Origin of the sequence: Amycolatopsis sp. NPDC049868 (assembly GCF_044461365.1) — a bacterium.
GTDB lineage: Bacteria > Actinomycetota > Actinomycetes > Mycobacteriales > Pseudonocardiaceae > Amycolatopsis.
In genome coordinates this window covers 288,845-312,985 of the sequence record NZ_JBITKV010000010.1, presented here as the reverse complement: position 1 = coordinate 312,985, position 24,141 = coordinate 288,845, and the positions used below count along the sequence as shown (strand labels likewise).

At 69.0% G+C, this 24,141-nt stretch carries 23 protein-coding genes; 7 read left to right on the top strand and 16 right to left on the bottom strand.

Annotated features, from left to right (window positions below):
• Positions 1–175: 175 nt before the first annotated feature.
• The 8 genes from ACIBTM_RS34140 to ACIBTM_RS34105 all read right to left on the bottom strand — a co-directional run bounded on the left by ACIBTM_RS34140 (position 176) and on the right by ACIBTM_RS34105 (position 7,139).
• Complete coding sequence (locus ACIBTM_RS34140) at positions 176–643, bottom strand: hypothetical protein (RefSeq protein WP_395881254.1); 468 nt, start codon at positions 641–643, stop codon at positions 176–178.
• A gap of 36 nt (positions 644–679) precedes the next feature.
• Positions 680–1,477: an ABC transporter permease gene (locus ACIBTM_RS34135; RefSeq protein ID WP_395881253.1), complete on the bottom strand. Its 798-nt coding sequence runs from the start codon at positions 1,475–1,477 to the stop codon at positions 680–682.
• Positions 1,455–2,309 (bottom strand): 2-aminoethylphosphonate ABC transporter permease subunit, encoded by an 855-nt coding sequence (locus ACIBTM_RS34130; protein WP_395881252.1) that lies wholly within the window; start codon positions 2,307–2,309, stop codon positions 1,455–1,457. The genes ACIBTM_RS34135 and ACIBTM_RS34130 overlap by 23 nt, the downstream gene beginning before the upstream one ends.
• Positions 2,306–3,367 carry an ABC transporter ATP-binding protein gene (locus ACIBTM_RS34125; protein WP_395881251.1) on the bottom strand — a complete coding sequence of 354 codons (1,062 nt, stop codon included), beginning with the start codon at positions 3,365–3,367 and terminating at the stop codon, positions 2,306–2,308. The genes ACIBTM_RS34130 and ACIBTM_RS34125 overlap by 4 nt, the downstream gene beginning before the upstream one ends.
• Positions 3,364–4,383 (bottom strand): 2-aminoethylphosphonate ABC transporter substrate-binding protein, encoded by a 1,020-nt coding sequence (locus ACIBTM_RS34120; RefSeq protein WP_395881250.1) that lies wholly within the window; start codon positions 4,381–4,383, stop codon positions 3,364–3,366. The genes ACIBTM_RS34125 and ACIBTM_RS34120 overlap by 4 nt, the downstream gene beginning before the upstream one ends.
• A gap of 16 nt (positions 4,384–4,399) precedes the next feature.
• Positions 4,400–5,074 carry a phosphonatase-like hydrolase gene (locus ACIBTM_RS34115; protein ID WP_395881311.1) on the bottom strand — a complete coding sequence of 225 codons (675 nt, stop codon included), beginning with the start codon at positions 5,072–5,074 and terminating at the stop codon, positions 4,400–4,402.
• Positions 5,068–6,180 carry a TIGR03364 family FAD-dependent oxidoreductase gene (locus ACIBTM_RS34110; RefSeq protein ID WP_395881249.1) on the bottom strand — a complete coding sequence of 371 codons (1,113 nt, stop codon included), beginning with the start codon at positions 6,178–6,180 and terminating at the stop codon, positions 5,068–5,070. The genes ACIBTM_RS34115 and ACIBTM_RS34110 overlap by 7 nt, the downstream gene beginning before the upstream one ends.
• A gap of 182 nt (positions 6,181–6,362) precedes the next feature.
• Positions 6,363–7,139 (bottom strand): GntR family transcriptional regulator, encoded by a 777-nt coding sequence (locus ACIBTM_RS34105; protein ID WP_016332909.1) that lies wholly within the window; start codon positions 7,137–7,139, stop codon positions 6,363–6,365.
• A 326-nt stretch (positions 7,140–7,465) separates the two neighbouring features.
• Here ACIBTM_RS34105 and ACIBTM_RS34100 point away from each other — a divergent pair, with 326 nt between their 5' ends.
• Positions 7,466–8,272: a S1 family peptidase gene (locus ACIBTM_RS34100; RefSeq protein ID WP_395881248.1), complete on the top strand. Its 807-nt coding sequence runs from the start codon at positions 7,466–7,468 to the stop codon at positions 8,270–8,272.
• A gap of 82 nt (positions 8,273–8,354) precedes the next feature.
• On the opposite strand, the gene ACIBTM_RS34095 is transcribed toward ACIBTM_RS34100, so the two are convergent.
• Positions 8,355–9,461, bottom strand: a complete 1,107-nt coding sequence (locus ACIBTM_RS34095) for an NAD(P)H-dependent flavin oxidoreductase (protein WP_395881247.1) — start codon at positions 9,459–9,461, stop codon at positions 8,355–8,357.
• A gap of 8 nt (positions 9,462–9,469) precedes the next feature.
• Positions 9,470–11,086 carry an acyl-CoA synthetase gene (locus ACIBTM_RS34090; protein WP_395881246.1) on the bottom strand — a complete coding sequence of 539 codons (1,617 nt, stop codon included), beginning with the start codon at positions 11,084–11,086 and terminating at the stop codon, positions 9,470–9,472.
• A gap of 73 nt (positions 11,087–11,159) precedes the next feature.
• Here ACIBTM_RS34090 and ACIBTM_RS34085 point away from each other — a divergent pair, with 73 nt between their 5' ends.
• Positions 11,160–11,948 carry a crotonase/enoyl-CoA hydratase family protein gene (locus ACIBTM_RS34085; protein ID WP_395881309.1) on the top strand — a complete coding sequence of 263 codons (789 nt, stop codon included), beginning with the start codon at positions 11,160–11,162 and terminating at the stop codon, positions 11,946–11,948.
• Between the two features lie 105 nt (positions 11,949–12,053).
• Here the strand turns inward: ACIBTM_RS34085 and ACIBTM_RS34080 are convergent, their stop codons facing one another.
• Positions 12,054–13,613 carry an acyl-CoA synthetase gene (locus tag ACIBTM_RS34080; protein WP_395881245.1) on the bottom strand — a complete coding sequence of 520 codons (1,560 nt, stop codon included), beginning with the start codon at positions 13,611–13,613 and terminating at the stop codon, positions 12,054–12,056.
• Positions 13,614–13,665: 52 nt separating this feature from the next.
• Here ACIBTM_RS34080 and ACIBTM_RS34075 point away from each other — a divergent pair, with 52 nt between their 5' ends.
• From ACIBTM_RS34075 to ACIBTM_RS34065, 3 genes are read left to right on the top strand one after another with little or no spacing between them, the layout of a single operon-like run.
• Positions 13,666–14,694, top strand: a complete 1,029-nt coding sequence (locus tag ACIBTM_RS34075) for a Zn-ribbon domain-containing OB-fold protein (RefSeq protein WP_395881244.1) — start codon at positions 13,666–13,668, stop codon at positions 14,692–14,694.
• Positions 14,695–14,702: 8 nt separating this feature from the next.
• Complete coding sequence (locus tag ACIBTM_RS34070) at positions 14,703–15,758, top strand: thiolase domain-containing protein (RefSeq protein ID WP_395881243.1); 1,056 nt, start codon at positions 14,703–14,705, stop codon at positions 15,756–15,758.
• Positions 15,755–16,918, top strand: coding sequence for a thiolase domain-containing protein (locus tag ACIBTM_RS34065; protein WP_395881242.1), 1,164 nt, complete (start codon positions 15,755–15,757; stop codon positions 16,916–16,918). The genes ACIBTM_RS34070 and ACIBTM_RS34065 overlap by 4 nt, the downstream gene beginning before the upstream one ends.
• A gap of 111 nt (positions 16,919–17,029) precedes the next feature.
• Here ACIBTM_RS34065 and ACIBTM_RS34060 read toward each other — a convergent pair whose 3' ends face one another.
• The 3 genes from ACIBTM_RS34060 to ACIBTM_RS34050 all read right to left on the bottom strand — a co-directional run bounded on the left by ACIBTM_RS34060 (position 17,030) and on the right by ACIBTM_RS34050 (position 20,312).
• The gene (locus ACIBTM_RS34060) at positions 17,030–18,052 is read right to left on the bottom strand and encodes a YhjD/YihY/BrkB family envelope integrity protein (RefSeq protein ID WP_395881241.1); all 1,023 of its coding nucleotides are present in this window, start codon (positions 18,050–18,052) and stop codon (positions 17,030–17,032) included.
• A 222-nt stretch (positions 18,053–18,274) separates the two neighbouring features.
• The gene (locus ACIBTM_RS34055; protein WP_395881240.1) at positions 18,275–19,063 is read right to left on the bottom strand and encodes a transglutaminase family protein; all 789 of its coding nucleotides are present in this window, start codon (positions 19,061–19,063) and stop codon (positions 18,275–18,277) included.
• Positions 19,064–19,085: 22 nt separating this feature from the next.
• Positions 19,086–20,312 (bottom strand): cytochrome P450, encoded by a 1,227-nt coding sequence (locus ACIBTM_RS34050; RefSeq protein WP_395881239.1) that lies wholly within the window; start codon positions 20,310–20,312, stop codon positions 19,086–19,088.
• A gap of 243 nt (positions 20,313–20,555) precedes the next feature.
• Between ACIBTM_RS34050 and ACIBTM_RS34045 the strand changes: the two genes are divergently transcribed.
• On the top strand, positions 20,556–21,719 hold the full coding sequence (locus tag ACIBTM_RS34045; RefSeq protein WP_395881238.1) for a steroid 3-ketoacyl-CoA thiolase: 1,164 nt from the start codon (positions 20,556–20,558) through the stop codon (positions 21,717–21,719).
• 3 nt (positions 21,720–21,722) lie between these two features.
• Here ACIBTM_RS34045 and ACIBTM_RS34040 read toward each other — a convergent pair whose 3' ends face one another.
• Together ACIBTM_RS34040 and ACIBTM_RS34035 are read right to left on the bottom strand one after the other, a co-directional pair.
• On the bottom strand, positions 21,723–22,208 hold the full coding sequence (locus tag ACIBTM_RS34040; RefSeq protein WP_395881237.1) for a pyridoxamine 5'-phosphate oxidase family protein: 486 nt from the start codon (positions 22,206–22,208) through the stop codon (positions 21,723–21,725).
• Positions 22,209–22,248: 40 nt separating this feature from the next.
• On the bottom strand, positions 22,249–23,094 hold the full coding sequence (locus ACIBTM_RS34035; protein ID WP_395881236.1) for a hypothetical protein: 846 nt from the start codon (positions 23,092–23,094) through the stop codon (positions 22,249–22,251).
• 63 nt (positions 23,095–23,157) lie between these two features.
• On the opposite strand from ACIBTM_RS34035, the gene ACIBTM_RS34030 reads away from it, so the two are divergent.
• On the top strand, positions 23,158–24,033 hold the full coding sequence (locus ACIBTM_RS34030; protein WP_395881235.1) for a GNAT family N-acetyltransferase: 876 nt from the start codon (positions 23,158–23,160) through the stop codon (positions 24,031–24,033).
• Positions 24,034–24,141: the final 108 nt, after the last annotated feature.

Genomic DNA, 24,141 nt, shown 5'->3' with positions numbered 1-24,141 from the left:
GCGGAACGGTACTCAGGGTGCCGCTCCCGGGTCCGGCCGCGGGTTCCGCCGCCTGGTTCTGCGCCCCGCAGGCGGATACCGCAACGACGATCAGGCCAAGGCCGATGACATTCGTTAAGTACCTCATGTGACTGGGACGGAACGAAGCCGCCATCGGGTTGCATCCCGAACCCGGTCAAACGATGACCTTCCGGGTCCCGAGCGGCTGGGCGAGTTTCACCGGCAGGACGGCGTAGCGGATCACCTGCGGGCACATCTCCCCCGGCTTCGCATGGTCGATGGTCACGGTGACCACGACCCGCTGCGCGTTCTCCTCGGCGAGGTTCGCCCTCGCCTCGTCGCAGCCGCTCAGTTCGAGGTGCACGTTCAGGCCGCCGTTCTCGGCACTGACCTGCACAGGCAGTTTGGTCTCGACCTGGGACGGCGGCAGCATCTTGTCCGAGGGCGGCGGGCCGACGGTCGGGCGTGACATCGGCGGTTTCGTGCCCGGCGGGCTCGCCGGGAGCGAGGTGGGCAGATCCGAAGGTGTGGTGACGACCGGAGGGGTGCTCGTGTTCGCCGGCGCCCCGGGGCCGCCCGCGCCGCAGGCCGCCGTCGCGGCGAGCACGAACCCCGCGCCCAGCGTCTTCGCTGCGTTCATCATGGTGTCAAGACGGAACGAGCCTCGCGGAGGGTTGCATCATCGCTGTGCCGCGCGGCCACGGACCAGCCCGAGGAGCACCACCCCGGCGAGCGTGACGGCCAGCAGCAGCACGGTGCTCGCCGACGCGAGGAACACCTGCCCTCGGTCGGTGAGCGCGAAGATGCTCGCGGGCAGCGTGCGCCAGTCCGGCGGGTACAGCATCATCGTCGCGCCCAGTTCGCCCATCGACATCGCCAGCGCGAGGCTCGCCGACGCCGAGATCGACGGCAGCAGGACCGGCAGCCGCACGCGCAGCAGCACCCGGACCGGTGAGGCACCGAGACTCGCGGCGGCCTGTGCCAGGAGCGGATCCATCCGCGCGATCGCGGCGGAGACCGTGCTGTAGGAGAACGGCAGCAGGATCATCACGTGCCCCAGCAGCACGATCCAGCGCGTGCCGTTGAAGGCCAGCGGCGGACGGCTGAACGCGACGAGCAGCGCCAGCCCCAGCACCACCGACGGCACCGCGATCGGCAGGTGGAACAGGGTGTCGACGGCCTTCCTCAGCTTCGCAGGCGCGGACGGCGCCGCGAGCGCGGCCCACGTGCCGAGCAGTACCGACACCAGCGACGCGATGACGCCGGTCTGGATGCTCACCGAGAGACTCGCGAACGTCTCCCCGGACAGCGCTTGCGCGAAGTGCGAGCCGGTGAGCGCGCCCGGCAGCAGCCCCGTCCAGTTCCCGGCGACCGACGCCAGCACGATCATCAGCAGCGGTGCCAGCACGATCGCGGTGAACAGCACCGCGAACACCGCCCACAGCAGGACGCGGCTACGCCTGGTCCACAGCAGCACGACGGCCTCCCTTCGTCAATCGCCGGTAGGTTCCGTACAGGGCGAGCGAGAACACGACGTTGACCACCGCGATGACACAGGCCTGCGGGAAGTCGAACGTGACGATTCCCTTGCCGTAGACCAGCATCGGCAGTGTCGTGACGTCCTTGGCGCCGAGGAACAGCACGATGCCGAACTCGTTCATCGCCAGCAGCATGGTCAGGCAGGCACCGGAAGCCAGTGACGGCAAGGCCTCCGGCAGGATCACCTGGCGCAGCACGCGGCCGGGTTTCGCGCCGAGGCTGGCCGCGACCTCCATCTGCGCCGACGAGACCTGTCCGAACGCGGCGAGCGCGGGCCGCATCACGAACGGCGTGTAGAAGGTGATCTCCGCCAGCAGGATCCCGAACGGCGAGTACAGGAACCCGCCCGCGCCCAGGATCCCGGCGCTGCCGTAGATGAAGGTGAACGCGAGCGCGATGAGGAACGACGGGAACGCGAGCACGGTGTCCACCAGCCGCGAGAGCGTCCGCGCGCCGGGGAACGGCACGAACGCGATCACCAGCGCGAGGAACGTTCCCAGCACCACGCAGCCCGCGGTGGCGCCGAGCGCGAGCGCGACGGTCTTCCAGGCGGCGTCCCGGAATTCCGCCGAGCCGAGCACCTCCAGCCACACCGACAGCCCGGCTTCTCCGGTCTTCGACTCCAGTGATTGGAGAACGACCAGCACCAGCGGGTAGCCGAAGAAGCCGAGCAGGACGAGCACCGGCGGCAGCAGGAGCCAGCCGCGACCGGGCTGTTTCTCCCGCCGCCGTGACGGTGCCGTCGTGGCGGCGAGCGCGAGGCCGGTCATCCGACGCCCACCAGCGGGCAACCGTCCGGAATGGACACTCCGACCCGCTGCCCCACGTTCGGCAGGCCGTCGATGTCCGGCACCTCGGCCCGGACCTCGTTCCCGTCGTGCGCGAGTTCGAGGTCGAGCCGGAAACCCGTGCCACGCCACTGGACACCGCGCAGGACCGCGGGCAGCGCACCGGGGGCGTCCGCCGCGGTGATCCCGACCCGATGCGGCCGGACGCCGAGCGCGACGGGCTGGCCCGCCCGGAAGGTCCCGGACGGATCGGCCGCCAGCTCGCGGTCGCCGACGCGGACCCTGGTGCCGTCGGCCTGGATCAGCTCGACCGGGATGAGGTTGGAGGCGCCGAGGAAGCTCGCGGTGAACTCGGTCGTGGGACGCTGGTACAGCTCGCGGCTGGGCCCGAGTTCGACCAGTTTCGAATCGCGCATGACGGCGATCCGGTCCGCCAGCGCCAGCGCCTCGCCCTGATCGTGGGTGACGTAGATCAGCGTGGTGTCGGGCAGTTCGGCCCGCAGCCGCAGCAGTTCCGCGACCATGTCCTCGCGCAGCGCGGCGTCCAAAGCGGACAGTGGTTCGTCCAGCAGCAGCACGCGTGGCCGGATCGCCAAGGCCCGCGCGAGCGCGACGCGCTGCTGCTGGCCGCCCGAAAGCTCGCGGGGGTAACGGCGGGCGTACTCGCCCATCCCGACCAGCTCCAGTGCCTCGGTGACCCGGCCCGCCGTCTCGGCACGGGGTGTTTTCCTTGCCTTGAGACCGAAAGCGACGTTGGCCTCGACCCGCATATGCGGGAACAGCGCGTAGCTCTGCACGACCACGCCGAGGCCGCGCCGGTGCGGCGGCAGATCGGTGACGTCTTCACCGTCGAGCAGGACCCGGCCGGTGCTCGGCACGACGAAGCCCGCGAGTGCCTTCAGCGCCGTCGATTTACCGGAACCGGACGGCCCGAGCATCGCCAGCGTCTCCCCTCTCGCCACGGTGAGGTCCAGTGGCGAGAGGGCGGTCGTCTGGCCGAAACGGACGGATACGCCGCGGAATTCGACCGCCGGGGTCATCGGCCCACGGCCTTCTTGTACGCGGCGAGGTCGGCGTCGAGCTTCGCGAGGACGGCGTCCCAGTCCGGCTGCCAGATCTCGACTCCGGCGAGGGCGGCCTTCACCTTGTCCGCCCGCGGGCCGGACGGCGTGACGTCGGTCCGCGACGGGGCCCCGAAGGCGTCGACGGCCTTGCCCTGTACCTCGGGCGAGAGCAGGAAGTCCAGGAACTTCTTGGCGTTCTCGGCGTGCGGCGCGTTGTTCACCAGACCGGCGTAGTACGGGAGGGCGAAGGTGGAGCGCTTGCCCTGTGCGTCGGCCGGGAAGAAGACCTCGAACCCGCCGCTCTTCTCGATCGCGGCGAGGTTCATCTGGACGTCGCCGTTGGCCACCAGGATCTCGGCCTTGGCCACCTTCGGCTGGAGCTTGCCGGTGGAGGACGACGGGCCGACGTTGTTGGCTTCGAGCTTCGCGAGGTAGTCGAGCGCGCCTTGGTCGCCGAGGACGTGCTGGAGCTGCAACAGGACCGCGGTTCCGTCGCCTGCCTCGCCGGGGGTCGAATACTGGAGCTTGCCCTTGAGCGACGGGGACAGGAGGTCGTCCCAGGTCTTGGGCGAGGCCTGCGGGTTGCGGATGAAGCTGAGGTAGTTGTTCATGAGGGCGAAGTAACGGCCCTGGCCGTCCTTCTGCCCGGCGGGCACCTGGTCGATCCCGGCGGGCGACGTGGCGGCGAGCAGGCCCTGCGACGCGGCCCGCTGGATGAACGGCGGCAGCGTGACCAGGATGTCGGCCTGGGTGTTGGCCTTCTCCTTCTCCACCCGCGAGGCGACCTCGCCCGAGCCGGCGGTCACCGCCTGGACGGTGATCCCGGTCTTGGCCTTGAACTCTTCGATGCGCTGGGCGTACCAGTCCTCAAGACCGTCCACTGTGTACAGCGTGACGGTCTGGTCGCCCGCCGCGCCACCGGCGGTTCCGCCGCAGGCGCCCAGGGTGAGGGCGAGCAGACCGGCGAGGGCGGTGGCCGCGAGTTTCTTCATGTCGTCAAAGCTCCTTTTAGGACAGCAGGGCGGGGAGGTCACGGACGGATTCGAGGACGTGGGTGGCGCCGGCGGCTTCGAGTTCCGGCCTCTTCGCCGATCCGGTGAGCACGCCGGCGACGAGCGAGGCACCGGACCGCAGCCCGGTCTGGACGTCCGAAGGGGTGTCACCGACGACGGCGATCCGGCGGACGTCGGTGATTTCGAGCCGCAGCGCGGCGGCGAGGACCAGGTCCGGATACGGGCGGCCGCGGACCCCCTCGCCCGGCGCCAGCACGGCGTCGGCGAGGCCGTGCCAGCCCAGCGCGTCGAGGATCGCGTTCTGCGTGGCCGGCGCGAAACCGGTGGTGAGCGCGACCTTCACGCCGCGGGCGCGCAGTTCCTGGATCGTTTCCTCGGCGCCGGGGATCGGCTCGCAGTGGCCGTCGGCGACGAGTTTCTCGTAGGCGTCCTGGAAGGCGGTGTTCGCGCGCTGGGCGAGTTCTTCGTCCTCGTCGAGCAGGGCGCGGAAGACGACGATCTTGGACTGCCCCATGGTTTCGACGACGTAGTCGAGCATGCCGGGGAATCGGCTGTCCTCTTCGGACACTCCGGCGGCGGCGATCGCGGCGGTGAAGGCGCGGATCACCAGGCCGTCGTCGGCGACGGTGGTGCCTGCCATGTCCAGGACGACGAGTTCGGTGTTCACCAGGACAGCTCCTCAGCGGTGTCTTCGGCGATGGCGGGGGAACAGGTCATGCCGCGGCCTCCCGGCCCGGTGACGAGCCACGCGTTGTCCGCGACGCGGGCGCGGTGCACGATCCGAGAGGTGTCGGTGGTCTGGGCGTAGACCCCGGCCCAGCGGCGGGTGATCCGCGGCAGCGGGCGGCCGAGCAGTGCCCCGGCGACCTCGGAGAGGTGGTCGTACGGGGCCTCGATGGTGTCGAACGAGAACGGCTCGTCGTATTCGTGGGTGTCGCCGATGGTCAGCGAGCCGTCGAGGCGCTGGACCATGAGCAGCTGCATCTTGGCGGCCGCGGCGATCTCGCTCTGCGGCTGGCCCGTGTTGAGGCCGTCGAGCGCCTCGCCGCGGTACGCCGGGTAGTACCGGAAGCTGTCCGCGTCGGCGACCGTGGTGGTGAGGGTTTCCCCGAGTGGCTCGGTCTGGGCCATCTGCAGCCGCACACGGCGGACCGGCGTCGTCCCGGCGAGCTCCTTGACCAGGCCGCCGGTCCAGGCGCCGGTGCACAGCACCACGACGTCGCCCTCGTGGGCCTCACCCGTGTCGTCGACGACACCGCGGCCGGTCAGGTCGCGGATCTCGCGGCCGGGCACCCAGGTGTAGCGGCCGGACTTCGCGAGTTCGGCGCGCAGGGCGGGCTGGGCGACACGCGGTTCGACGGCGGCGTCGCGGTCGCACCAGAGCGCGCCGAGGAATTCACCGCGCAGGGCCGGGTTCAGCTCGCGGGTCTCGGCGGCGTCGAGCAGTTTGAAGCCGCGGTCCTCCGTGCTCGCGGCCGCGGCTTCGGCGACGGCGAGTTCGGCTTCGGTGCGGACGACGGTGAGTGAGCCGTTCGGGCGGAAGCCGATCCCTTCGACGCGTTCCCCGATGCGCTCCCACAGCACTCGTGCCCGGGCGGCCGTCTCCAGTTCGGGACCAGTGGCGCGGCCACCGACCCAGACCAGGCCGAAGTTGCGCACGGAGGCGCCCCTGGCCTCGGGTTCCCGTTCGATCTGGACGACGTCGTGGCCGCGTTCGACGGCCTGCCAGGCGTGCTGGGTGCCGAGCACTCCGCCGCCGATGATGAGGATTCGCACACCGCAGACGCTCGCCTGCGCGCACCAACGCTCCGTGACCCCAGCCCTAACCCCAGGTGAAGTGCCTCCGAAATGTGGACCAGACCTGTTATCTTCGCGTTACATTACCCCGCGTTTCGTCCTCTGGATGCGGTCGTTGAATCCGCAAATATCGCGTTCAGAGGACCGAATGCGGCGGGTGGCTACTCCACGCGGCCCAGTCGGGTCTCGAAGGAGAGCCGGTCGCCGCGGAACAGCGACCGCACGCGCTCGAACGGGACCCCGTCGGTCCCCCACGAGGTCCGGTGCATCAGCAGCATCGGCAGCGCCGGGTTCGTCCCGATCAGCAGTGCCTCCCGCGGCGTGGCGAGCACGGTCTCGACCCGCTCCTCCGCGCCGTCGAAGACCACTCCCAGCCTTTCCCGCAGGCAGGCGTAGAGCGACTGTGTGGGATCGAACACATCCATGAGCGTCGGGAATCGCGCGGCGGTGAGATAGGTCGATTCCAGCCCGACCCGCTCGTCGTCGGCGAGCAGTACCCGTTCGATGTGGATGACGTCGTCTTCGGGGTCGATTTCCAGTTCCGATGCCAGCGACGGACCCGCCTCCCGGCGTTCCAAAGAGATCAGATTCCGGCCCGGTTGAATGCCCTGCCTCCTGAGTCCTTCGGTGTAACTCACCAAAGCGAGCGGCTGGACGAGCTTGGGGCCGGCGACGTACGTGCCGCTTCCCTGCCGCCTGCTCAGCCGCCCTTCCAGCACGAGTTCACCGACGGCCTGGCGGACCGTCGCACGGGAAACCTCGAATCGTTCGGATAGTTCCCTTTCCGTGGGAAGTACCGCTCCTTGCCCTAATTCGGAGATCACGTCGAGCAGATCGACTTTGACCGCGTAATAGCGGGGAATGCGGCCGTGCTCGGGAATTCCGTCCCGGACCGGGCCGTCGGCGGGGGGATGCAGTCTAGGCGAACGCGCTTTCACGATCCAGATCCTAGGCCCGATTCCCCATGCCTGTACTGACCCGAACGAAGTGTTCATGACACGCTCACACTGGTGGCCGAAAGGGCACCTTCGCCGGGCGTTCAGCCTTCCGGCGGTTCCGGCGATCACCGCTCCGGGAGTAGGGCCGTTGGGCACTCCGGCCTACGCCATTCGTCGGCGGCCAGGCCCGGACGTCCGTTAATCACCACCATCGGCCGAAAGATCCGAAGAAAGTTGGTTGTCCCGGTGCGTACCCACCTGCTGTAGTCAGTTGGCCGCAGTCAGTCTCCCTGCCTCCACTGTGGACAGCCGGAAGGAATGAACCCTTGAACATCAAGCGTCGGTTCAGCCTGCTCAAAAAGACCCTGATCGCCGTCGCGGCGGCCGGAACCCTGGCGGGCCTCGCCACGGCTCCGCAAGCCGTCGCCGCGCAGCCGCCGTCCACCGACGTGGTCGGTGGCACCCGGGCCGCTCAGGGCGAATTTCCTTGGATGGTCAGGCTTTCCATGGGTTGCGGCGGTGCGCTCTACACCCCGCAGATCGTGCTGACGGCCGCGCACTGTGTGTCGCGGACGGGGGCCAACACGGGTATCACCGCCACCCTCGGTGTGGTGGACCTGCAGAGCACGGCGGCCAAGAAGGTCAAGTCGACCTACGTGCACCGGTCGCCGACCTACCCCACCTCCACCGGTGGTGACTGGGCCCTGATCAAGCTCGCCAGCCCGGTCAGCGGCATCCCGACGCTGCCGATCGCCACCACGACCGCCTACAACAGCGGCACCTTCACCGTCGCCGGCTGGGGTGCCGCGACCGAGGGTGGCGCGCAGCAGCGGTACCTGCTCAAGGCCAACGTCCCGTTCGTCTCCGACTCGACCTGCAAGGCGCAGGGCGGCAGCTACGCCGACCTGATCGACAGCGCCGAGATCTGCGCGGGCAACGTCGCCTCCGGTGGCGTCGACACCTGCCAGGGTGACTCGGGCGGCCCGATGTTCCGTCGCGACAGCGCCGGTGCCTGGATCCAGGTCGGCATCACCAGCTGGGGCGAAGGCTGCGCGCGGGCGCACGCTCCCGGCGTCTACACCGAGGTGAGCACCTTCGCGACCGCGATCAAGAACGCGGCCGCCGGTCTCTAGTCCCACCGCACGGCATGCCATGAACGGTCCGTTACTTGCGAAATTTGCAAGTAACGGACCGTTCATGGCGTTCGGGGGCACCTCAGCGAGTCTTGTCCAAACGCGACAGTGTCTCCTCGTACCCCGACACCAGTTCCGCGATCACGTCGGCGACCGGGCGCACCCGGTCCATCCGCCCGACGATCTGCCCCACCGGCATCGAGACCACACTCGGATCCGCCGCGTGGTGGATCCGGTTGTGCGCATGGGAGACCAAGAGGTTCTGCAGCGGCATCGGCAGCGGCTCCGGCGCGTCGGGCGCGGCCCACGCCTCGGTCCACCGCGTCTTGAGCAGCCGCGCCGGTTTGCCCGTGTAGATCCGCGTCCGGACGGTGTCGGACGACCCCGCCGCGACCAGCGCCCGCTGCATCGCCTCGGACTCCCCCATCGTCTGGAAGTATTCCTCCGTGGCGAGCCAGAAGGAGCCCATCCACACCCCGGACGCGCCCAGCGCGAGCGCGGCCGCGACCTGCCTGCCCGAGCCGATCCCGCCCGCGGCGAGTACCGGGACGCGGTCGCCGACGGCGTCCACCACCTCGGGCAGCAGGACCATCGACGCGATCTCGCCGGTATGCCCGCCCGCCTCATATCCTTGTGCCACAACGATGTCGACGCCGTTGTCGACATGCCGGACGGCGTGTTCGGCCTTGCCTGCCAAGGCCGCGACCGGCACACCCTTCGCGTGACACTGCTCGATGACGTCCACCGGCGGTGACCCCAAAGCGTTGGCGATCAACCGGATGGGGTGTTTCAGCGCGACCTCGACATGAGACCGGGCGACCGAATGCAGCCAGCCCAGCACACCCGCGCGTTCGTCGGTGTCGTCCGGCAGCGGGGGCACCGCGAGATCGCGCAGCGTCCGCTCCACGAAGTCGCGATGCTCCTGCGGGATGTGCTTCGCGAGATCGATCGACGTCCCTTCGGCCGGGATCTTGGCCGGCATCACGATGTCGACGCCGTACGGCTTCCCGCCGGTGTTCTCGTCCATCCAGGACAGGACGGCGTCGAGCTCGGCGGCGTCGTTGAACCGCACGCAGCCCAGCACGCCGAGACCGCCCGCCCGGCTGATCGCCGCGGCCACGTGCTCGGACGGGGTGAACCCGACGATCGGCAGATCGATCCCGAGCCGGTCGCACAGAGACGTCCGCATGAAACTCCTTACGCCGGTTGGATGGTGATGGGCTCGTGCTCGGAGGCGTAGCGCTGCGCCCAGGGATAGTCCGGCTTCCCGCTGGGCGAGCGCCCGATCTCCTCCGCGAGCCAGAGACTGCGCGGCACCTTGTACCCGGCGATCTCGGTCCGTACATGCGCTTCGAGCGCGGCGACGTCGAGCTCCTTGCCGGACCTCGGCTGGATCACCGCGGCCACCCGCTGGCCGAGCCGGTCGTCGGGGATGCCGATGACGAGCGCGTCGAAGACGTCCGGATGCGATTTCAGCGCGCCCTCGACCTCTTCCGGGTACACCTTCTCGCCGCCGGTGTTCACGCACTGCGATCCCCGGCCGAGCAGGGTCACCGTGAGGTCTTCCTCGTAGCGCGCGTAGTCGCCCGGGACGACGTACCGCTTGCCGTCGATCTCGACGAAGATCTTCTCGGTCTTCGCGGGATCCTTGTAGTACCCGAGCGGGACGTGCCCGCGCCGGGCGATCAGGCCGATCGCGCCCGGTTCCGGCTCGACGAGCGCGCCGTCGTCGTCCACCAGGATCGCGTCCTTGCCGAAGTTGACCCGGGGACCGGCGGAATGATCACTGTCCTTGCTGACCATGCCGATACCGGTGAACCCGCTTTCGGAGGAGCCGATCGCGTCGGTGATCACCACGTTCGGGAGCAGCGACAGGAATTCCTGCTTCACCGATTGGGAGAACAGGGCGGCGTGACTCGACACCGCCACGATCGACGACGCGTCGTAGTCGCCCTCGCGATAGGCGTCGATCAGCGGCCGCGCCATCGCGTCGCCGACGATGGTGAGCACCTGGACCTTGTTGTCCTGCACGGCTTTCCAGACCTCGTGCGCGTCGAACCGCGGGACGAACACGACCGGGCTGCCGGTGAACAGCGCGCCGAACGCGGCCCACTGCGCGGCGCCGTGGATCAGCGGTGCCGCCGGGAGCCGGACCAGGCTGCCCGACTTGCCCTGTTCGGCGAGGGTCCACTCGTCCGGCACGTACTCGCCGGTGACGAAGTTGATACCGCCGCCGAGCGCCCGCCAGATGTCCTCGTGGCGCCACAGGACGCCCTTGGGATAGCCGGTGGTGCCGCCGGTGTAGAGGATGTAGATGTCGTCGGCGCTGCGCTCGGCGAAGTCCCGCTCGGGTGAGCCTTCGGCGAGCGCGGCTTCGTAGTCCACGCCGCCGTAGGACGAGTAGTCGCCGTCGCTTCCGTCGTCGACGACGACAACGTGTTTCAGTTTCGGGGTTTCCGGCAGGACGGCGGCCACCTTGTCCGAGTAGCCGCGTTCGTGGACCAGCGCCACGAGGTCGGCGTTGTCGAACAGGTACCGCAGTTCGCCGTGGACGTACCGGTAGTTGACGTTGACCGCGATCGCGCGCAGCTTGTACGCGGCGATCATCGATTCCAGGGCCTCGATCGAGTTCCGGGAATAGACACCGATGTGGGATCCGGGTCCCACGCCGTGTGCGGCGAGGTGGTGCGCCAGCCGGTTGGCGCGCTCTTCCAATTCGGCGAAGGTGACCCGCCGATCGCCACAGACGACCGCGATGCGCTCCGGCACGGCGTCGACGGCGTGCTCGAGTAGATCCGCGATGTTGAGTGCCACTTCCTCAAAGTAGAACATGTTATCGTTCTGGGCAATGGCCGCTCTATGGGAGGCTGAAACTTTGGAAAACGTGGTGAACGAACCTCACGCGCTGGTGGAAAAGATCGGACACACCCTCGTGGTCACGATGAACCGACCGGAGGCCCGCAACGCGCTCAGCGGCGAGATGCTCGGGATCATGGTCGAGGCGTGGAACCGGGTCGACGAGGACGAAGACGTCCGGTGCTGTGTGCTCACCGGCGCGGGTGGCGCGTTCTGCGCGGGCGCGGACCTGAAGTCGATGTCGAAGAATTCGCCGTCCGACTCGTTCGAGAAGGGCACGTTCGACCCGAGCAGGATCGAGGGACTGCTCAAGGGGCGGCGCCTGACGAAGCCGTTGATCGCGGCCGTCGAAGGCCCCGCGATCGCGGGCGGGACGGAGATCCTGCAGGGCACGGACCTCCGTGTCGCGGGCGAGAGCGCGAGGTTCGGGGTGTCCGAGGCGCGGTGGAGCCTGTTCCCGATGGGCGGTTCGGCCGTGCGGCTCCCCCGCCAGATCCCGTACACCGTCGCCGCCGACCTGCTCCTGACCGGGCGGCACATCACCGCGGCCGAGGCACTGGAGATCGGCCTGATCGGCCACGTCGTGCCGGACGGCAAGGCGCTGGACAAGGCCATGGAGCTGGCGAGCCTGGTCGCCGCGAACGGGCCGCTGGCGATCCGCGCGATCCTCAAGACGATGCGCGACACCGAGGGCATGCACGAGGAAGAAGCCTTCAAGCTCGACGCCCAGTACGGCATCGAGGTCTTCGCGAGCGAAGACGCGAAGGAAGGCCCCCGCGCCTTCGCCGAGAAGCGCAAGCCCGTCTTCCGGGGTCGCTGACGGCGAACTCGCGTGATCAGACGGACGACACGCGTGATCAGACGGACATCACCGTGTCGTCCGTTCAATCACGCGTGATCTCCGCCTGATCACGCGAGTTCCGGGTTACGGGACGCGGTGGCCTTCCCAGTACGGGTCGCGGAGCTTGCGCTTGTAGAGCTTCCCGTTCGGGTCGCGCGGGAGTTCGGGCAAGTAGTCGACGGAACGCGGGAGCTTGAACTTCGCGAGCCGCGACGCCGCGTACTCGAGGATCTCCGCCGTCAGCTCCTCGGAAGGCACGACACCGTCCGCGGGCTCGACCACGGCCTTGATCGCCTCGCCCCAGTCCTCGTGCGGAACGCCGAACACCGCGACGTCGGCGATCTTCGGATGCATCACCAGTTCGCCCTCGATCTCCGCCGGGTAGATGTTGACGCCACCCGAGATGATCAGATCCGCCTTGCGGTCGTGCAGGAAGAGGTAGCCGTCCTCGTCGAGATGCCCGACGTCACCGAGGGTGAACAGGTCCCCGACCCGGGCCTTGTCCGTCTTGGCCCGGTCCTTGTGGTACTCGAACTTCGAGTCGCCCATCTTCATGTACACCGTGCCGGTCTCGCCGGCGGGCAGTTCCGTGCCCTCGTCGTCGAGGATCTTGATCGTCGAACCGGGCCACGGCAGCCCGACCGAACCCGGCTTCCTCAGCCATTCCTCGCCCGAGATCGCCGTCCCGCCGCCTTCGGTGGCCGCGTAGTACTCCGTGACGACCGGGCCCCACCAGTCGAGCATCCGGCGCTTGACCTCCAGCGGGCACGGCGCGGCGCCGTGGATCATCACGCGCAGCGAGCTCAGGTCGTAGGCCGCGCGGACGTCGTCCGGCAGCGCGAGCAGGCGGCGGAACTGCGTCGGGACCATATGGCTGTGCGTGACGCGGTGCCGGTCGATCAGCCGCAGCATGTCCTCGGCGTCCCAGCGGTCCATCAGCACCGCGGTATGGCCCAGCTGCAGGGAGATCGCGACGAAGTTGAGCACGGCCGTGTGATAGAGCGGCGATCCGCACAGATGCACGTGGTCGTCGTGCGGTGCCAGGCCGAAGATCCCGAAGAACCACGTCGACGCGCCGGGCACGGAGTCGGGATCGGCGCCGGTCAGCGGCCGCCGGACACCCTTGGGCCGCCCCGTGGTCCCCGACGTGTAGAGCATCGGCGAGCCCGCCGTGCGCCGCTCCGGACGGCCGTCGCCCTCGCCGGAGCCGAGTTCCTCGATCCGGCGGAAGCCCTCGACGTCGCCGACGGCGAACCGGCCGCGTTCCGGGATCCCGGCCTCGTCGGCGGCGGCGATCGCGACGTCGGCGAACCGTTCGTGCGCGAGGAAGGCCTTGGCGCCGCTGTCGGACAGGATGTAGGCGACCTCCGGCCCGACCAGATGCCAGTTGACCACCACGATGTACAGACCGGACTGGATGGCGGCGAAGTAGGCCGCCACGAGTTCGTCGCCGTTGGGTTGCAGGACGACGACCACGTCCCCGGCCTCGAGCCCGAGGGCCTGCAGCCCGCGGGCGTACGCGTTCGCTTTCGCGGCGAGGTCCCCGTAGCCGATCGAGCGGCCGTCCGGATCGACGAGCGCGACCCGCTCCGGCTCCTGCGCGGCGATGTTCCAGACCCCAAGTGTCCCGGTAGCAGTCGACATACCGCGAATCTAGAACGCGTTCCACTCAAGAGCAACCGCCAGTCAAGCCCAGATGGCCGATCTTGCCCATAAATCGAGAACATGTTTCACTCAGGATGTGAGCGCACCTGAACTCCCGCTGTCGGCCCCGCTCAACGTGGGCTTCGACTACACGCGTTCGGTCGGCCCGGTACTCGGCCGGTTCGTCAACGTCCTGCGCGAACGCCGCGTCGAAGGCGTCCGGGGCAGCGACGGCCGCGTCCACGTGCCCCCGCTGGAATACGACCCCGTCACCGCCGAAGCCTTGTCCGAGTTCGTTCCGGTGGCTTCCGAGGGCGAGATCGTCTCCTGGTCCTGGATCGCCGAACCCGTCGACGGTCAGCCGTTGTCGCGGCCGTTCGCGTGGGCGTTGATCCGGCTCGACGGCGCCGACACCTCGATGCTGCACGCCGTCGACGCCGGTTCCCCTTCGAATGTCCACACCGGACAGCGGGTCCGGATCCGCTGGGCGGACGAGACCGTCGGGCACATCCGCGACATCGCCTATTTCGTGCCCGCCGACGGGCCCGACACCGAAACCACGGAGGCGCCTCCCCCGGTCGCGAAACGCGACGAGGGCGCACCGGTCAGCGTGGTGATCACGCCGATCCACCTGCGCTACGAACATTCCGCGTCACCGGAGGAAAGCCGCTACCTGCGCGGGCTCGCGGAGGGGAAGCTGATCGGCCAGCGCTGCCCGTCGTGCGGGAAGGTCTACATCCCGCCGCGCGGCGCGTGCCCGACCGACGGTGTCCCGACCACCGACGAGGTCGAACTGCCCGACACCGGCATCGTCACCACGTTCTGCATCGTGAACGTGCCGTTCCTCGGCCAGAAGATCAAACCGCCGTACGTGGCCGCGTACATCCTGCTCGACGGCGCGGACATCGCGTTCCTGCACCTGGTCCTCGGCTGCGACGCGGCCGACGTCCGGATGGGCATGCGGGTCCGGGCCGCGTGGAAACCGCGGGACGAATGGTGGACGTCGCTGGAGAACATCGGCCATTTCGAACCGACCGGCGAGCCCGACGCGCCGTACGAATCCTTCGCCCACCATCTGTGAGGACCACCGTGCCAGATGTAGCAGTCGTGGGCTTCGCGCAGGCCCCCAACGTCCGCAGCACCCCGGGCACCACCAACGGCGTGGAAATGCTGGTGCCGATCTTCGCCGAGGTCTTCGAGCGGACCGGTCTGTCCAAAGAGGACATCGGGTTCTGGTGCTCGGGTTCCTCGGACTACCTCGCCGGCCGCGCGTTCTCGTTCATCGCCGCGGTAGACGCCATCGGCGCCTTTCCGCCGATCCACGAGTCGCATGTCGAGATGGACGCCGCCTGGGCGTTGTACGAGGCGTGGCTGAAGATCCGGATGGGCGAGGTCGACACCGCGCTGGTCTACGGCTTCGGCAAATCGTCGGCCGGGCAGTTGCGGCGGGTGCTCGCCCTGCAGATGGATCCCTACGTCGTCGCGCCGTTGTGGCCGGACTCGGTGAGCATCGCCGGGATCCAGGCGCGGCTGGGTCTCGAATCCGGGCTGTGGTCGGAAAAGGACCTCGCCGAGGTCGCCGCGCGCAGCCGCGCCGACGCCGCGGGCAATCCCGCCGCACAGGTCTCCGGAACGGTCGAGGTCGCGGAGCTTCTCGACGCACCGTACTTCGCGGATCCCTTGCGGGCCCACGACATCGCCCCCGTCACCGACGGCGCCGCCGTCCTCGTGCTCGCCTCGGCCGAACGGGCGGCGGACCTCGTCGACAGCCCCGCGGTGATCACCGGGATCGAGCACCGGGTCGACTCCCCCGCGCTCGGCGTCCGGGATCTCACCAAGTCACCTTCGACGGCGGCCGCCGGGCGTGCGCTCGACCTCGACGGCGTCGAGCTCGCCGAGCTGCACGCTCCGTTCACCCATCAGGAATTGATCCTGCGCGACGCGCTGGGTCTCGGCGACCAGGTGCGGATCAACCCCTCCGGTGGTGTGCTGACCGGCAATCCGATGTTCTCGGCGGGGCTGGCGCGGATCGGCGAGGCGGCGAACCGCATCCTCGACGGCAGCGCGCGCAAGACCCTCGCCCACGCGACCAGCGGCCCCGTCCTCCAGCAGAACCTGGTCGCGACCTTGGAGGTCCTCTCGTGAAGCACCTCGCGGCCGTACTGGGAACCGGCCAGACCCACCACAAGGCCAAACGCACCGACGTGTCCATGCCCGGCCTGCTCCGGGAAGCCATCGACCGGGCGATGCTCGACGCGGGGACCGGCTGGGACGACATCGACGCGGTCGTCCTCGGCAAGGCACCGGATCTGTTCGAGGGCGTGATGATGCCCGAACTGTTCCTCGCCGACTCACTCGGCGCGACCGGGAAACCGTTGCTGCGCGTGCACACCGCGGGTTCGGTCGGCGGGTCGACCGCGCTCGTGGCGGCGTCGCTGGTGCAGGCGGGCGTGCACAAACGGGTGCTGACCGTGGCTTTCGAGAAGCAGTCCGAGTCGAACGCGATGTGGGGCCTGTCGATCCTGCCGCCGTTCCAGATGCCGGTGGGCGCCGGTGCCGGCGGCTACTTCGCGCCGCACGTGCGGTCCTACATCCGGCGATCCGGCGCGCCCGACCATGTCGGTGCGATCGTCGCGGCCAAAGACCGCCGCAACGGGGCCCTCAATCCCTACGCCCACCTGCGGCAGTCCGACATCACGGTGGAGTCGGTCCAGGCGTCGCAGATGCTGTGGGATCCGATCCGCTACGACGAGACCTGCCCGTCTTCGGACGGTGCGTGCGCGATGGTGATCGGTGACGAGGCGTCGGGAGACGCCGTACCCGGTGGCGCCGCGTGGATCCACGCGACCGCGATGCGCACCGAGCCGACCACGTTCGCCGGACGCGACCAGGTCAACCCCCAGGCCGGCCGGGACGCCGCGGCCGCGTTGTGGCGGGACGCCGGTATCACCGACCCACTGTCCGAAGTGGACGCTGCCGAGATCTACGTGCCGTTCTCGTGGTTCGAGCCGATGTGGCTGGAGAACCTGGGATTCACCGACGAGGGCCAGGGCTGGAAACTCACCGAGGCGGGCGAGACCGCGCTCGGCGGGCGCCTGCCGATCAACCCTTCGGGCGGTGTGCTCTCGTCGAACCCGATCGGCGCGTCCGGGATGCTCCGGTTCTCCGAAGCGGCCAAACAGGTGATGGGCCGGGCCGGGGACTACCAGGTCGACGGCGCGCGGATCGCGCTCGGGCACGCGTACGGCGGCGGTTCGCAGTTCTTTTCGATGTGGGTGGTGGGGTCGGCCAAGCCCGGTTCCTGAGCTGTCCGGCCGTCCGATGTCAGGAAAGGGTCTTTCATGACGTTTTTCGTCCTGAACGACCCTTTCCTGACACGGCTGGACCTCGAACCCGGCATCGAACCCTCCTTCGGGTCAAGGACGACGGCGGGGCCGGAGGCGTTGCGCGGCCAGTGTCGCGAGCACCCCGGTCACCGCGCCCACCAGTACCGGCTTGAGCCCGTGCCGATCGGGCGCCGCGACGACGGGCCGGACCACCACGGGCGGCGGCGGCCGCACCGGGTCCGGCGGGGCGTCGCGCGCGGTCGCCGTCCAGGCCGTGACGAACACCAGCATCCGCGCCACCAGTGAGATGAAGAAGATCAGACCGATGATGGAGCCGAACGCGACCCCGGTCGGCGAGTTCCCGATCAAGCGCAGGTAGATCCCACCGGCCTGCTTCAGCAGTTCGAAGCCCAGCGCCAGCGCGACCGCGCCGCGCATCGCGCTGCGGACGCCGACCGGTTTCCGCGGCAAGCGGGTGAGCACCCAGAGGAACACGAGCCAGTTCGCCAGCAGCGCCAAGGGAATCGAGATCGCCGACAGCACGTTGTGGCCCCAGGCGGTGTCGTCCACCCCGGCCAGCCCCAGCAGATACCGGCCGAGCGCGGACCCGGAGATGGTGATGGCGAAGGAGACCAGGAGCGCGCTCGCGAGACCGAGCAGCGCGAGCAGGTCCGCGGCGATCGTGCGCAGCAGCGGGAGATCCGACCGGTTCTGGCCCCACATCGCGGTGAGGGCGTCGCGTAGCGAGTTCATCCAGTTCCAGCCGGAGTACAACCCGATGATCAGACCGATGACACCGACGCTGGTGCGCTGCTCGACGAACCCGGTGAGCAGCTCCCCCGCCTTGTCACCGAGGCCGCCGGGCAGCGTGCCGGTGATCGCGTTCAGCATCGATTCGATCAGCTGCGGCTGGCTCGCCAGCACGAAGCCCGCCACCGACACCGCGACCATGAGGATGGGCACCAGAGAGAACAGGCTGAAGTAGGTGATCGACGCGACGTAGTGGTAACCGGCGTACTCGATGTAGCGGTTCACCGCCCGCGCCACGTGGTCCAGCCAGCGGTAGCGCGCACGCAGCCGCTTCCATGTCGTCGGTGCTTGCTTCTCCCTCACACGCCAATGTCTACCTCAGAGCCTGTTGGCGAAGCTGGAGACTCACCCGCAAAGCGGCCAAACGCGTGGACCCGCCCGGCCGAAGGCCCCGCTATCGCGGTGGCAGGGCACCCGTTCACCCATCGTGACGTGACCACCCAGGCGTGCCCTGCCGACGTCGATCGCGGACGCGGGTTCACCGACAGACACTCAGCGAGGTCACGGGTCGTGGGCAACACGCGATCAAGCGAGCGCGACGAGCCGCGAGCCGTCGTCCTCCGGCAGCGACGGGCCCGCGGTCGCCAGCACGGTGTTGCCGAGAAAGTCCAGCTCACAGCCGAGGGTGGAGAGGAACGCGGTGTCGGCGGCGTCCCGTCCGGTGGCGATCCGGCAGAGGCTCTGCCTCGGCGCGAGGCCGGTGGCGTCGAACACGTACCAGCGGCCGTCGATCGCGGCCTCGAACACGGCGTGGAAGTCCATTGGGGACAGTCCGGGCGCGTAGACGGCGGCGAACCGGGCGGGGATGTCCAGCACACGGCACAGCGAGATGCAGACGTGCGCGTAGTCGCGGCAAACCCCTTCCCCGGCGAGGTAGGTGTCGACGGCGTCGTCGGTCGGCGAACCGGAACCGACCACATAGGACAGGTGCTCGCGTACGTGCCGGACGATCGCCTCCACCTGGGTGCGCGTGTCGGGCAGACCGCCGAAGCGGGACAGCGCGAGCCCGCCCATCCGGTCCGAGGGGCAGTACCGGCTGGGCCTGGTGTAACGGATGACGTCGTCCATGCCGGCGGGCTCGGCGTCGACCGGGCCGAGAGTGTGCCCGGCCCGGTATCGCACGACGTGTTCACCGGGCGGCAGATCGACGACCTGGGCCCTGGTCCCGTGTTCGAACGCCACCTGGCGCGGCGGCGCGGGATAGCCGAACTCCTCTTGCCCGGCCCCACCGGCGAGCGCGATCACGAACGCGGCGGAGCCGGGTTTCGTGACCCGGAAGGACATCTCGACGTCGACCTGCACGTGGGGACCCATGGCCCCATGGTGCCCCACGGCATCAGGCGTAGCGGACCTGGTAGTGCTTGATCCCGTTGAGCCAGCTCGACCGGAGCCTGTCGGGCGGGGCGAGTTCGGTGATGTTCGGCATGACGTCGGCGATGGCGTTGAAGATCAGATCGATCTCCAGGCGCGCGAGGTTGGCGCCGATGCAATAGTGCGAACCCGTGCCGCCGAAACCGACGTGCGGGTTGTCCTCGCGGAGGATGTCGAACTTCTCCGGCTGGTCGAAGTGGTCCGGGTCGAAGTTCGCGGAACTGTAGAACATCCCCACCCGGTCGCCCTTGCGGATGTGCTGTCCGCCGAGTTCGGTGTCCCGGGTCGCGGTGCGCTGGAAGGCGACCACCGGGGTGGCCCAGCGGACGATCTCGTCCGGTGCGGTCTTCGGGCGCTCCTTCTTGTACAGCTCCCACTGATCGGGGTGATCGAGGAACGCCTTCATCCCGTGGGTGATCGCGTTGCGAGTGGTCTCGTTGCCCGCGACGGCGAGCAGGATGACGAAGAAGCCGAACTCGTCCGACGCCAGCGATTCGCCGTCGACATCGGCCTGCACCAGCTTCGTGACGATGTCGTCCATCGGGCATTTGCGGCGTTCTTCGGCCATGTTCCAGGCGTAGCCGACGATCTCCGCGGACGCGGCGAGCGGCTCTACCTCGTACTCGGGGTCGTCGTAAGAGACCATCTGGTTCGACCAGTCGAAGATCTTCAGGCGATCTTCCTGCGGGATGCCGATCAGTTCGGCGATGGCCTGCAAGGGAAGTTCGCACGCGACGTCGACGACGAAATCGCCGGAGCCCTTCTTCTTGGCCTCGCTGACGATCCGCTCGGCGCGATCGCGCAGGGTGTCCTCCAGCTTCGCGATCGACCTCGGCGTGAAGCCCTTCGACACGATCCGGCGCAGCTTCGTGTGCTGTGGGGCGTCCATGTTGAGCAGGACCAGACGGTTGGCTTCGAGGCTGTCGTCGGTCATGTTCTCGTCGAACCGGATGATCGCGGTCTTCTCCCGGGAGGAGAACAGCTCGCTGTCCCTCGACACCGCCTTGACGTCATCGAGCCGGCTGACCACCCAGTAGCCGTCATCGCGGAAGCCCGCGGTGTTGTGCGGCTGAGGGTTCCACCAGACCGGCGCCGTACGGCGGAGTTCGGCGAACTCCTCCAGAGGCAGTCTGGTGGCGTACAGATCCGGATCGGTGAAATCGAAACCGGCGGGGATCAGGGGAGCGGCCACGGGCTACCTCCTACGCGGTTCGCCAATGAAACACGTTCTAGACCCGATTGAAGCATACGGCGTTTACCAAGTGAAGAGTTTCAGTGAAACCCGTTTACTCGACTCGCGTTGATCTTGCGACCCCTGCAAGAAGCGAAAACGACGACCAGTGATCAAAATCCGGCCAACCCTGGGGCAGCTTGCCCAAATCAAGAACGTGTTCTACTTTTCTGGGTAGTGAACAGTGTTTCCCAGGAGGCGAACGTGGGTAGTCCGGTGATCGTCGAGGCGGTCCGCACCCCTATCGGCAAGCGCAGGGGGCACCTGGCGGGGCTGCACGCCGCCGAGATCCTCGGCGCGGCGCAGCGCGCCCTGCTCGACCGCGCGGGACTGGATCCCGCGCTGGTCGAACAGGTGATCGGCGGTGCCGTGACCCAGGCAGGCGAGCAGGCGGGCAACGTCACGCGCACGGCGTGGCTGCACGCCGGGCTCCCGGAGACCACGGGCGCGACCACCATCGACGCCCAGTGCGGCTCGGCGCAGCAGGCGACGCATCTGATCGCCGGGCTCATCGCGGCGGGCGCGATCGACGCCGGCGTCTCGTGCGGCGTCGAGGCGATGAGCCGGGTCCCGCTGGGCGCGAACCGCGGCGAGGGCATCGGCACGCCGAGGCCCCAGTCGTGGTCGATCGACATGCCGAACCAGTTCGGCGCGGCCGAGCGCATCGCCCAGCGCCGCGGGATCACCCGCCCCGACGTCGACCGGTTCGGGAACGACTCGCAGGCCAAAGCCGCCGCCGCGTGGGCCGCAAGGCATTTCGATCGCGAGGTCGCCGCGGTGAAGGCACCCGTGCTCGGCGAGGACGGCACGCCGACCGGCGAGACCCGGCTGGTGTCGCGCGACCAAGGGCTTCGCGAGACGACCGTCGAAGGCCTGTCCAAGCTCAAGCCCGTCCTCGACGGCGGCGTGCACACGGCCGGGACGTCGTCGCAGATCTCCGACGGCGCCGCGGCGCTCCTCCTGATGGACTCGGACCGGGCCAAGGCACTGGGCCTCAAGCCGCGAGCGCGGATCGTCTCGCAGGCGTTGGTCGGCGCGGAGCCGTACTACCACCTCGACGGCCCCGTGCAGGCGACCGAACGCGTCCTCGCCAAGGCGGGGATGACGATCGGCGACCTCGACCTCTTCGAAGTCAACGAGGCGTTCGCATCGGTCGTGTTGTCGTGGCAACGGGTGCACCGGCCCGACGAGGCCAAGGTCAACGTGAACGGCGGCGCGATCGCGCTCGGGCATCCCGTCGGCAGCACCGGCGCCCGCCTGCTGACCACGGCGTTGCACGAACTGGAACGCCGCGACGCGAGCACCGCGCTGGTGACGATGTGCGCCGGAGGCGCGCTTTCCACCGGCACGATCATCGAACGGATCTAGCGTCTAGCCCAAGGCGACTTCGACCACCGGACCGTTGTCCGGCCTCGCGAGCCTTTTGAGCCCCTGGCCCTCCTTCCAGAAGTCGAAATAGATGGTGTTGCCCTCGACCCAGGTCAGCACCACCTCGGTGAGGTCGAGCCGGAAGACGTGCGCCTCTCCGTCGTCGCCCTGCAGGCGGGCGACCTCCGCCGGATCGGTGATCTCGACGGCCTTTCCCGACACCTTCGCGTCCGCGCCGCCCTCGTCGATCGCCGAGGCGGCGTGGATCGCGAACCTGCCGTCATGCCGCAGATCCTTCGCCTTCATCGCGCCGATCATCGAACCGATCAGCAGATCCTGCTCACGGAAATCGACTTCACTGCCACTGACCCGGGGCGAACCGTCCCGCCGGACCGTCGCCAGCACATGCGACTTCGCCGCGGTGAACCGCTCTTTGACCTTGGCCGCCACCACGGGTGCCTCTTCACTGAACTGCTGCCACGTCGCCATGCGCACCAGCGTCCCACCGGGGTCCGACAGTTTCGAGCGGTCAGGGCCGCGGCGCCCCCATCGGGTTCGGCAGCGGGATCGCGCCGGTGTCGAAGATCCGGCGGCTCAGCGGGACGGCGATCCGCATGACCTCGGCCGCCCCGTCCTCCCCCAAGGCGTCGAGCGGACCGGTGGCGAGGCGGTCGGTCTCGTCCTCGATCCGTTGGCGCAGCGCGATTCCCGGGTCGGTGAGGCGGAGATCGCCGTCGAGGATTCCCCGTCCGGACAGCCGCGCGACGCTCGCGTCCCACTCGTCGTCGGACCAGCCACGGTTGATCTGGATGACGTCGCGGGTCACCGCCCCACTGCCGATGTGGGTCAGTGTCGTGTCGAGCCCGCGCAGCCCGGCGGCGACGGCGGAAAGCACGTGACCGTCCCCGCGATGCTCGCGCAGCACCGTCGCCGCGAGCCAGACCCGGCCCGCCGGCGTCGCGGGCCTGGCGACCGAGGACCAGGCGGCGGCCAGCGGCCTGGCCGCGTAATCGCAGCCTGCGACGGCTTGTTCGAGCAGATCGGCGAGTTCCCCGAAAGGCGCGTCGGCGGGCAAGATACGGTTCAGGGCTTCTTCGACGGCGTCCATCCGGCTCCGGAGGACGATGGCCGGATCGGCGTACTTCCAAGCGTCCGGCAGGGATCGCGCGACCATCCTCGGGGCGAACCCGAAGAGCATCGCGGTCGCGGGTGCTTCCGGAAGCGGCCCCAGCGGCGCGACCCGGCCCGCGAAATAGCCCATCCACCAGCCGGGCAGGCCTGCCGCCTTGGCCGCGGCCGCGGTCTCGGGGGCGAAGTAGACGACGGCGTGCAGCGGCTCGACCGCTTCCCAGAGACGGCGCTGAAGTGACTTCACTCCCCCATCTTGCCCCGCCTAAAACCAGATGCGGCTCCCCGTGGCATGGTGTGTGATCACGAGATGCTGATCAGCTTGGAGAAGCCGGGACCCGCCGGACTGAACGAGGCCGTGGCCGCGTTGCGGGAGTGGCAGTCCGATGGGGTGGCGTGGCAACTGCATCCCGGTGACCTCGGCTGGTTCTGGCGTAACGGGGCGGCCGCGACGGCCGAGACGGTCCGGATCTGGCGCCGGGACGGCCGGATCCTCGCCGTCGGGTTCCTCGACGGAGCCGACCTCCTGCGGCTCACGACCGCGCCGGACGTCCGCCGGGACGAGGAATTGGCGCGACGGCTGGCCGAAGACGTGGCCACCCCCGAGCGTGGTGTCCTGCCCGCGGGAAAGGTCTTCGTCGAGGCGCCGATGGACGCGCTGCTCCATGACGTACTGCCCGGACAGGGCTGGCACGTCGACGAGGAGGAGCCGTGGACACCGCTGAGCCTCGACCTCACCGAGCCGGTGAAGGCCCCGGACCTGCGGATCGAGACGGTCGGAGCAGAGCTGGCGCCCGTGTGGGCCGGCGTGATCGGGGCGGCGTTCGACGGATCGACGTTCACTGCCGAAAAGTGGCGGACGATGACGGCCGGAGCGCCGTACGCCGATGCCCGGTGCCTGCTCGGCTATGACGACCGAGGCGACGCCGTCGCGGCGGTGGCCGTGTGGTCGGCCGGTCCCGGCAGTCCCGGGTTGCTCGAACCGATGGGCGTGCACCGGGACCAGCGAGGCCACGGGTACGGCCGGGCGATCACCCTCGCCGCGGCGGCCGCGCTCCAGGAGCTCGGTTCGTCGAGCGCGACCGTGAACACGCCCAGTTCCAACGTCGCCGCCGTGACAACCTACAAATCGGGCGGGTTCCGGCCGTGGCCCGAGATCCGGGACCTGACGCGAGACGCCTCGTAAGCGAAGGCGTGACTCGCGTGATCAGAGACGTGACTCGCGTGATTGGACGCCGCACTCGGGTGTTCCGCCTCTGATCACGCGAGTTCCGGCTTCGATCACGTGAGTGCG

Excerpts from the sequence above, each read along its gene's own strand:
- ACIBTM_RS34030 (WP_395881235.1), top strand. The coding sequence starts at position 23,158 with ATGCTGATCAGCTTGGAGAAGCCGGGACCCGCCGGACTGAACGAGGCC.
- ACIBTM_RS34120 (WP_395881250.1), bottom strand. The coding sequence starts at position 4,383 with ATGAAGAAACTCGCGGCCACCGCCCTCGCCGGTCTGCTCGCCCTCACC.
- ACIBTM_RS34080 (WP_395881245.1), bottom strand. The coding sequence starts at position 13,613 with ATGTCGACTGCTACCGGGACACTTGGGGTCTGGAACATCGCCGCGCAG.
- ACIBTM_RS34140 (WP_395881254.1), bottom strand. The coding sequence starts at position 643 with ATGATGAACGCAGCGAAGACGCTGGGCGCGGGGTTCGTGCTCGCCGCG.
- ACIBTM_RS34095 (WP_395881247.1), bottom strand. The coding sequence starts at position 9,461 with ATGCGGACGTCTCTGTGCGACCGGCTCGGGATCGATCTGCCGATCGTC.
- ACIBTM_RS34075 (WP_395881244.1), top strand. The coding sequence starts at position 13,666 with ATGGCCGATCTTGCCCATAAATCGAGAACATGTTTCACTCAGGATGTG.
- ACIBTM_RS34055 (WP_395881240.1), bottom strand. The coding sequence starts at position 19,063 with ATGGGTCCCCACGTGCAGGTCGACGTCGAGATGTCCTTCCGGGTCACG.
- ACIBTM_RS34125 (WP_395881251.1), bottom strand. The coding sequence starts at position 3,367 with ATGACCCCGGCGGTCGAATTCCGCGGCGTATCCGTCCGTTTCGGCCAG.
- ACIBTM_RS34040 (WP_395881237.1), bottom strand. The coding sequence starts at position 22,208 with ATGGCGACGTGGCAGCAGTTCAGTGAAGAGGCACCCGTGGTGGCGGCC.
- ACIBTM_RS34130 (WP_395881252.1), bottom strand. The coding sequence starts at position 2,309 with ATGACCGGCCTCGCGCTCGCCGCCACGACGGCACCGTCACGGCGGCGG.